The 7,594-nt window shown below is 67.1% G+C and carries 9 protein-coding genes; 6 read left to right on the top strand and 3 right to left on the bottom strand.

All coding sequences use genetic code 11. The annotated features are described in order from the left end of the window. The 5 genes from Q1V87_RS07145 to Q1V87_RS07125 all read left to right on the top strand — a co-directional run. A partial coding sequence (locus Q1V87_RS07145; RefSeq protein ID WP_300591472.1) for a helix-turn-helix transcriptional regulator occupies positions 1–249 on the top strand: 249 nt, incomplete at its 5' end. 92 nt (positions 250–341) lie between these two features. Beyond that, a complete protein-coding gene (locus Q1V87_RS07140) occupies positions 342–2,162 on the top strand; it encodes a cation-translocating P-type ATPase (protein ID WP_231868264.1) in 1,821 nt (606 codons plus the stop codon). Then, entirely contained in the window at positions 2,162–2,770 is a 609-nt protein-coding gene (locus tag Q1V87_RS07135; RefSeq protein WP_036297875.1) for a cadmium resistance transporter, read from the top strand. Before Q1V87_RS07140 ends, Q1V87_RS07135 begins: the two co-directional genes overlap by 1 nt. Further along, the gene (locus Q1V87_RS07130) at positions 2,767–3,297 is read left to right on the top strand and encodes a signal peptidase II (protein WP_036297873.1); all 531 of its coding nucleotides are present in this window, start codon (positions 2,767–2,769) and stop codon (positions 3,295–3,297) included. The genes Q1V87_RS07135 and Q1V87_RS07130 overlap by 4 nt, the downstream gene beginning before the upstream one ends. Before the next feature lie 11 nt (positions 3,298–3,308). Next, positions 3,309–3,626 carry a hypothetical protein gene (locus Q1V87_RS07125; protein ID WP_036297871.1) on the top strand — a complete coding sequence of 106 codons (318 nt, stop codon included), beginning with the start codon at positions 3,309–3,311 and terminating at the stop codon, positions 3,624–3,626. On the opposite strand, the gene Q1V87_RS07120 is transcribed toward Q1V87_RS07125, so the two are convergent. The 3 genes from Q1V87_RS07120 to Q1V87_RS07110 all read right to left on the bottom strand — a co-directional run bounded on the left by Q1V87_RS07120 (position 3,627) and on the right by Q1V87_RS07110 (position 6,746). Next, the gene (locus Q1V87_RS07120; protein ID WP_242868642.1) at positions 3,627–4,898 is read right to left on the bottom strand and encodes a hypothetical protein; all 1,272 of its coding nucleotides are present in this window, start codon (positions 4,896–4,898) and stop codon (positions 3,627–3,629) included. Between the two features lie 683 nt (positions 4,899–5,581). Continuing rightward, on the bottom strand, positions 5,582–5,917 hold the full coding sequence (locus tag Q1V87_RS07115; RefSeq protein WP_300591470.1) for a helix-turn-helix transcriptional regulator: 336 nt from the start codon (positions 5,915–5,917) through the stop codon (positions 5,582–5,584). Next, on the bottom strand, positions 5,907–6,746 hold the full coding sequence (locus tag Q1V87_RS07110; protein ID WP_275044713.1) for a tyrosine-type recombinase/integrase: 840 nt from the start codon (positions 6,744–6,746) through the stop codon (positions 5,907–5,909). Before Q1V87_RS07110 ends, Q1V87_RS07115 begins: the two co-directional genes overlap by 11 nt. A 428-nt stretch (positions 6,747–7,174) precedes the next feature. On the opposite strand from Q1V87_RS07110, the gene Q1V87_RS07105 reads away from it, so the two are divergent. Continuing rightward, positions 7,175–7,594, top strand: a 420-nt coding sequence (locus Q1V87_RS07105; RefSeq protein WP_300591469.1) for an ATPase, T2SS/T4P/T4SS family, incomplete at its 3' end; no start/stop codon positions are given.

The following is a 7,594-nucleotide window of genomic DNA, read 5'->3' as shown; positions in this document are numbered from 1 at the left end:
GCCGTGCTCTCGCGCGAGCTGGAGCTGACCCGCTCGAACGTCTCGAACCACCTGACGTGCCTGCGTGACTGCGGGATCGTGGTCGCCGAGCCTGAGGGTCGCCAGACGCGCTACGAGATCGCTGACCCGCATCTTGCGGCTGCGCTCGTCGCGCTCGTGGATGTGACGCTGGCGGTCGATGAGCACGCGCCGTGTGTGGACTCGTCGTGCACGGTGCCGGGCTGCTGCGGTACAGGGGCGGACGCGTGAGCGCGGCGTGTAGCTGCGAGCACGAGCCTGCCACTGCGGCGGAGGATGAGACCGAAGAGGTGGAGCGGCCCTGGTGGAGGGACCGTGGGATCATGGTGCCGGTCTTCTCCGGTGTCGCGTTCCTGGCTGGTCTGATCCTTGAATGGTCCGGGCTCGAGATCCCGGCGCTCGTACTGTTCTGGATCGGCCTGCTGCTGGGCGCGTCGACGTTCACTCCTGGCGCGATTCGGAAGCTGTTCAAGGGCAAGCTCGGGATCGGGCTGCTGATGACGATCAGCGCGATCGGCGCGGTCATCCTCGGCTATGTGGAGGAGGCCGCTGCTCTGGCGTTCTTGTACTCGATTGCTGAGGCGCTTGAGGACAAGGCGATGGACCGTGCCCGTGGCGGCCTGCGGGCGCTGCTGAAGCTCGTGCCGGAGACGGCGACCGTGCTGCAGAGCGGCGTCTCTGCGCAGGTGCCGGCGAGGGAGTTGACGGTCGGCCAGGTCATGGTGGTCCGCCCGGGCGAACGGATCGCAACCGACGGGATCGTCCGCTCTGGCCGCTCAAGCCTGGACACCTCGGCGATCACCGGGGAGTCGATCCCCGTCGAGGTCGAGCCCGGGGACGCGGTGTCGGCCGGCGCGATTAACAGCTCCGGCGTGCTGGAGGTCGAGGCGACCGCGGCCGGTACCGATAACTCGCTTACGACGATCGTGGAGTTGGTCGAGAAAGCGCAGACGGAGAAGGGCGAGCGTGCGCGTCTCGCGGACCGGATCGCCCGCCCGCTCGTACCCGGTGTGCTGATTCTCGCAGCGCTCGTCGCGATCATTGGGTCACTGCTGGGCGACCCGGAGGTATGGATCACTCGTGCGCTCGTCGTGCTGGTAGCGGCCTCTCCGTGCGCGCTGGCGATCTCGGTGCCGTTGACGGTCGTTGCCGCGATCGGCGCGGCGAGCAAGTTCGGCGTGATCATCAAGTCCGGCGCGGTCTTCGAGCGCTTCGGCACGGTCCGGCACGTCGCGGTCGACAAGACCGGCACCCTGACCCGTAACGAGCCCGCGGTCACCGCGGTCCTCACTGCGAACGGCATTGCCGAGGAGCAGGCGCTGGCTTGGGCGGCGGCTCTGGAGCAGCACAGCACGCATCCCCTTGCGGCGGCGATCACCGCTGCAGCCCCGGGTGTTCCCGTGGCCGCGGATGTGACCGAGCAGGCCGGGCACGGCATCGACGGCACCGTCGATGGCGCTCGTATCACGGTCGGCAGCCCCCGCTGGCTCGACGCCGGCGAGCTCGGCGACCGGGTTGCAGGGCTTGAGGAGCAGGGCATGACTGTCGTGATCGTGCACCGCGACGAGGCACCGGTCGCGGCGATCGGCGTCCGCGACGAGCTGCGTCCGGAAGTCCCCGAGGTGGTCCGCACGCTTGCGGATCAGGGCGTCGGCATGACGATGCTCACCGGGGACAACGCCCGCACCGCTCGTGCGCTGGCTGCGCAGGCCGGGATCGCTGATGTGCGCGCGGAGCTGCGCCCTGAGGACAAGGCGACCGCGATCGGCGAGTTGTCGAAGGCGGGATCGGTCGCGATGATCGGTGACGGCATCAACGACGCCCCGGCCCTGGCGTCCGCGGACATCGGCATCGCGATGGGAGCGACCGGCTCCGATGCGGCGATCGAGTCTGCGGACGTGGCCTTCACGGGTCATGATCTGCGGCTCATCCCGCGGGCGTTCGATCACGCGCGGCGGGGCCGGCGGATCATCAACCAGAACATCATCCTGTCCCTGCTGATCATCACCGCACTGCTCCCGCTCGCGCTCTTCGGGGTCCTGGGGCTCGCGGCTGTCGTCCTGGTCCACGAGGTCGCGGAGGTCATCGTGATCCTCAACGGCCTGCGCGCCGCACGCACCCGCACACCACGAATGGAAAGCTGATGCTCGCAACCATCGGGTCGGCGATCGGCCTGTTCGCGGCGACCAACATCGACGACATCGTCGTGCTCACCGTGCTGTTCCTCGCCTCCAGCCGGGGAAAGCCGCGACCGTGGCAGATCGTCGCAGGCCAGTACCTCGGGTTCATCACACTCGTCGTGATCAGCGTGATCGCCGCGCTCGGTCTCACGATCGTCCCGGACGAATGGGTCGGCTTCCTGGGTCTGATCCCGCTCGGCATCGGCATCTGGACGCTCATTCGCGGCCTGCGCCGTAACGGCGACGACGATGATGATGACTCCAAGATCACCGCGGTCGGACTATGGGGGGTCGCCGGGATCACGATCGCCAACGGGGCCGACAACATCTCCCTCTACACGCCGATCTTCCGCACCAGCTCGCCCGGCGACGTCGCGGTCATGATCGTCGTGTTCCTGATCCTCGTCGCCGTCTGGTGCGCTGCCGGGCGACTGATCGGCACCCACAAGGCCGTCACCGAAACGCTCGAACGTGTCGAGCACTGGCTCGTCCCCGTCGTGTTCATCGGCCTGGGCCTGTTCATCCTCATTGAATCCGGCGTTATCGTCCGTCTCTTCGAGGCCCTCGCATGACCCCGGACACGAATACCGACGTTGAGTCGGCATCGGCGTCGGGAGAGCGTCCGCAGAGAGGACGCTGGCGGCTCACTGCCTGGGCGCTTCTGATCGCCGTGGTCGTCGTCGTGATCGATCAGGGAACGAAAGTGTGGGCCGAGGCCACCCTGTCGGAGCACGAGCGCATCCCGCTGATCGGCGACCTGTTGGGCCTGCAGCTCGCGTACAACCCCGGCGCGGCGTTCTCCTTCGGGGAGAGCTTCACCTGGGTGTTCGCTCTCATCGCCGTCGCGGCCACGGCCACCGCGATCGTGTTCGCGTTCCGGGTCCGACGCCCCGGGTGGGCGATCGTGATCGGTGCGCTCGGCGGGGCCGCTGCTTCGCACGCCGGCGACCGGCTTTTCCGCCAACCAGGATTCGCCCGGGGGCACGTCGTCGACTTCCTCGCCTACGGCAACTGGTTCATCGGGAACCTCGCCGACATCGTGATCGTCACCGCTACGATTGCCGGAGCGCTCCTGATGCTCCGCGGCACCGAGAACTGAGAGGGCCAACCATGGAGATCACCCTGCAGTACTTCGACGGCTGCCCGAACTGGGAAGTACTCGACCGCCGGCTTGCTGAGCTGCTCGACGGTCGATCAGATATCCGCGTCACACGACAGTTGGTCGAGACCGCCGAGCACGCCGAGCGCCTCGGATTCCACGGGTCACCGACCGTCCTCGTCGACGGCGTCGATCCCTTCGCCGACGAGCACACGCCGGTCGGGCTCGCCTGCCGGGTGTTCCGTACCCCTGCCGGGCTGGGAGGCTCTCCGACCGTCGAGCAACTGCGCGAAGCGATTTCCGGCCCGGCTCTGACGGGTGATGCTTGATCAGGGGTGGGTGGAGCGGAGAGCCGGGTAATCGGACCACTCGCCACCGGCGAGACGCGACCATGAGGCAGCGGATGCCGTCGTGATGCCGAGGAGATCCGAGACGATCCGGGGATGCAGTTGCCGGGTGAGCTCGATGAGCGCTGTCGTGCGGGCGCTCCCGGCAAGCAGGCCTTCGGCGCGAAGGCGACGGCTGAGCGGCCCCGGGGTGAGGTGACGGCCCGGGTTCCGGCCGGGGAACAACCACCCTTCAGGATGGCCCTTTGTGGCATCGACGAGCTCGACGATGGCGTCGCCGAGGATCGCGGGGACCTCGATCGGCTCGGCCCCGACGGTGAGCGTCACGGGCCGCGAGCTCGTGTCGACCTGTGCCCGGGTGATCGTGACGATGCGGGTCAGCTGGATCCCGTAGAGCAGCACGAGGAGACCCGCGGCCCGGGTCTTCGGGTCCATGTCGGCATCGGACAGGAACCTGCGGGCCATCTGCCATCGGTGATCAGAGGCGTAGTCTCGCCCCTCGAGGCGATGGGCTCGAAACTCGACCCGAAGGGTGCTCAGCCGGTGTTTTCGCAGCCAACGAGTGAACGGTGCCAGCGCGTCGCGTTGGCTAGGCGAATCGGTCAGATACGCGTCGAGTAGGCGCTGCGGGAACGTCGCCAGCGTCTCCTGCTGCGCCCGGATCTCCCCGAGGAACGCGGCGCAGTACTTCAGTGCAGCCCTCTGCCTCTGGAAGCCGGAAGCAGGGCTGGACGCGCTGCGCAGTGTCCGAGTGGATCGGAGGAGCTCCCAGGTGCAGTAGCGGCGCAGGATCAGCCGGTCCTCGGGATGGTCGATGCCACCGAGCCAGTCGTTGAGCCAGTGGTCGAAGCGCGTGCCCTCGACGTCGAGCTCCGGCAGCACGCCGGAACGGACCAGCAGTGAGAGGAGGAACGCGACCGACTGTCCCGACCGGGCTCGGGTGATGATCGCCTCGGCGGTGAGCGGCAGGGTCCCGTCCGCGAGCTCGCGGAGCACCATCGCGCACTTGCTCTTGTGCAGCCAGCGTTCGAGCGACGCCGCTTTGCCATGGTGCGTGAGCAGATAGTCAGCAAGCGGGTGGAGATCCTCACGGATCTCTCCCGCATCGTCGGCGAGCAGCTGTTGGATCGCGACGGGCCGGCGGCACTCGACGCAGAGGTGATGTTTGCGGATTTCCTCGATCGAGCCGCATCCAGGGCAGGCCATCGTGATCGGAGTGCCCGCGCAGTCGGCGCAGACCTTCTGGCCATTCATGAACCCGGTGAGGAACACTCTGCGCGCGCACTCGGGACAAGGTTGGGGTCTGCGCATCGCGTAGTAGCAGCGCGCGCATACTCGTCGTCCGTCGAGGTGCGAGGCGACGCGGCCAGGTTCTCCGCAAAGACCACAGGTCTTGATCGGTGCGGTGTAGCAGGCCAGGCAGACGAGTTCCGGGCGACGGACGACGATGGTCGCGTGCTGACCGCACCGCGAGCAGTCGCCGAACGATCGAGGGTCGGCTCGCCAACAGTCACGGCAGAAACGCTGTCCGTCGATGGTGCGCTGCACGGGCCGGACCCGGCCACAGGACGCGCAGGAGACGGACCGGGCCTTCCGCTCGCATCGGGAGCAGTGCCGACCACCGCCCGGCGTCTTGTGGGGCATTCTCACCGCGCGTCCGCAGGACTCACACGTCGGCAACACCACCCGGCTCGCCCCTTCTTTGACCAGCGCATGGGCCAGATTCTGAACGGTCGCTGGCACGTTCGCATGCTGCCCCTCCAGGACTCCGGGCTGCTTGATCAGCGCGAGCTCAAGAAGCCGCTGCGTGAGGGGTACTGGCGCGACCGTATGCACGATCTCAGTGAGTCGCTCGGGAGAGATCTCGGGAACGAGAGGGCGGACGAGAGCGACGACTTCAGCGACTCGCGGCAGCTGCGGAGGCTTGGCCACCGCGGCTACTTCGTACGCGGCCGACGGATCGCCGCGCGAACAGGACGGAGATCACCGATCGTCCCCCGTGTCGCCTCCTCACCCACCGCCACCGGGGTCGAGGCCTCCCGGCGAGTGATCGTCACGAGATCGTCGAGCGAGCACTCCAGCGCATCGCACAACGCCGCCAACACGTCGAGACGCACCCGCTGGGGCGGCTGAGTCACCAGCCGATACACCTGCTCCCGGGACAGGTCGATGCCGCGCTCTTCGAGTAGGGGTTTCAGTTTGGAGGTCTGGAAGATCCCGCGCGACGCCATCACGCTGCGCAGATTCCAGCCGGTGTCGAGCTCAACGGTCATCAGCTTCTCCTTCGATGAGGGCCTTCAGCGCTTCGGCGAGCACACGGTTCTTGTAGTCCGAGCTGACGGAGGCGTAGATCGAGGTCGTCGAGGCATGCATATGCCCGACCTGCTCTTGGACGAATCGATCGGCGTACCCGAACTCCAGAAGGTGCGTGACATAGGAGTGCCGGAGGCTGTGCAACGTCAGGTCCTTCGACAGGCCGGCTTCATCACGCAACTCTGCGAACCTCCGATCGAGATACCCAGCAGACAGACGCGTGCGGCGCTCGGTCACCCAGAGCGCGTCGAGGTCGTCTCCGGGCGCGAAACGGGCCCGGGCCTGCTCGAGCCATTGCTGCATGCCGGGGACCCACCAGTCGAATTCCGGCACCAGCAGCACCGTGCGACGTCGTGGCGCGCCACCGCCCGCCGCCTTCGCCCATCGCACGTGGACCGCGCCGTAGCGGCCCCACTGGCGCATCTTCGCGTTGTGGTGCAAATCGACGGTATCGAGCATCACCGCCTCAGTGCGGCGCAGACCGAACGCGTAGACCGTCTTCAGCAACTGGGCATCCCGCAACGCGCCGAGCGCACCCTTTCGCCCGGAACTCACGAGCAGCTCGACGCGGGCGTCGGCCGTATCGAACAGGCGCTCGATCTCGTCGTACGTGAACGGGCGACGCTTCCCATGGCCTTCGAACTCGAACCGGTGCGCCACGGTGTTCCACGGCAGGCACACCTGCGAAGGGACCTCCCCAAACTCGCGATCGCAGATCTCCATCCAGTCGTACAACGGGTTCGTGAGGTAGTCACAGAACCCACGGATAGACCCATGGTTGGCGCGCATCGTCGACAACGTCCGAGTGCGACCGCCAGACTGAGCAGTGAACTCATCCACATCCGCGACAGTCCACCTCCAAGGCGGTTTGTCCACGAAATCACGGAACCGTGTCACCGTCGCCGTCCGGTTCCGGATCGTCTGCTCACGGAGCCCGCGCGACAGCTGCTGGTTCCGCCAACCATCGATCATCGCACTGAAAACCTGCGCTTCCGGGTTCGCCAGTGCGACGTTCGATGCTGACGTGATCAGCCGAAGCGCCGCTGGAGAAGCCTCAAAATCTTGCATTAGATGCAACAAAGTATGGGACAGTGCATCACTGTGTCAACCCAGATCTCCGCATCCGCGAGATCACGCTGTTATGGTCGGAACACTTCGACACCGAAGGAGCCGAATAGGTATCGATTGCAAGCACGGACAGTTGCATTCACTGCAACATGCGAGGGTTCATCACCCGGCGGCACTGGGTGGTCAACATCCGCAAGTTCCTGCCGTCCTATCGCACGCTCGGTCAGCTCGTCGCCGCGGGCTCGCTCGACGAGGGCGCCGCCGACCTGCTCGCGGGTGCGATGGCGTTGGGGCGCAGCGTCCTCGTCTCGGGTGCGACGCACGCCGGCAAGACGACGCTCCTCGCGGCGCTCATCGCGGCCTGCCCGCCCGGCCAGCGCATCGTCACGGTCGAGGAGACCTTCGAGCTCTCGGCATCCGCCGTCGACATCGTCGCGCTGCAGGGCCGCCAGCCGAGCCTCGAGGGGACGGGCGAGGTCACCCTGCGACGCCTCGTGAAAGAGGCGCTGCGCATGCGCCCGGATCGTCTCGTCGTCGGCGAGGTCCGCGATGCCGAGGCTCTGGATCTG

It is taken from the genome of Microbacterium sp. (assembly GCF_030149085.1).
Classification (GTDB): Bacteria; Actinomycetota; Actinomycetes; order Actinomycetales; family Microbacteriaceae; genus Microbacterium.
Note: the sequence above shows the minus strand (reverse complement) of the source record. Positions and strands in the feature narration are given on the sequence as shown.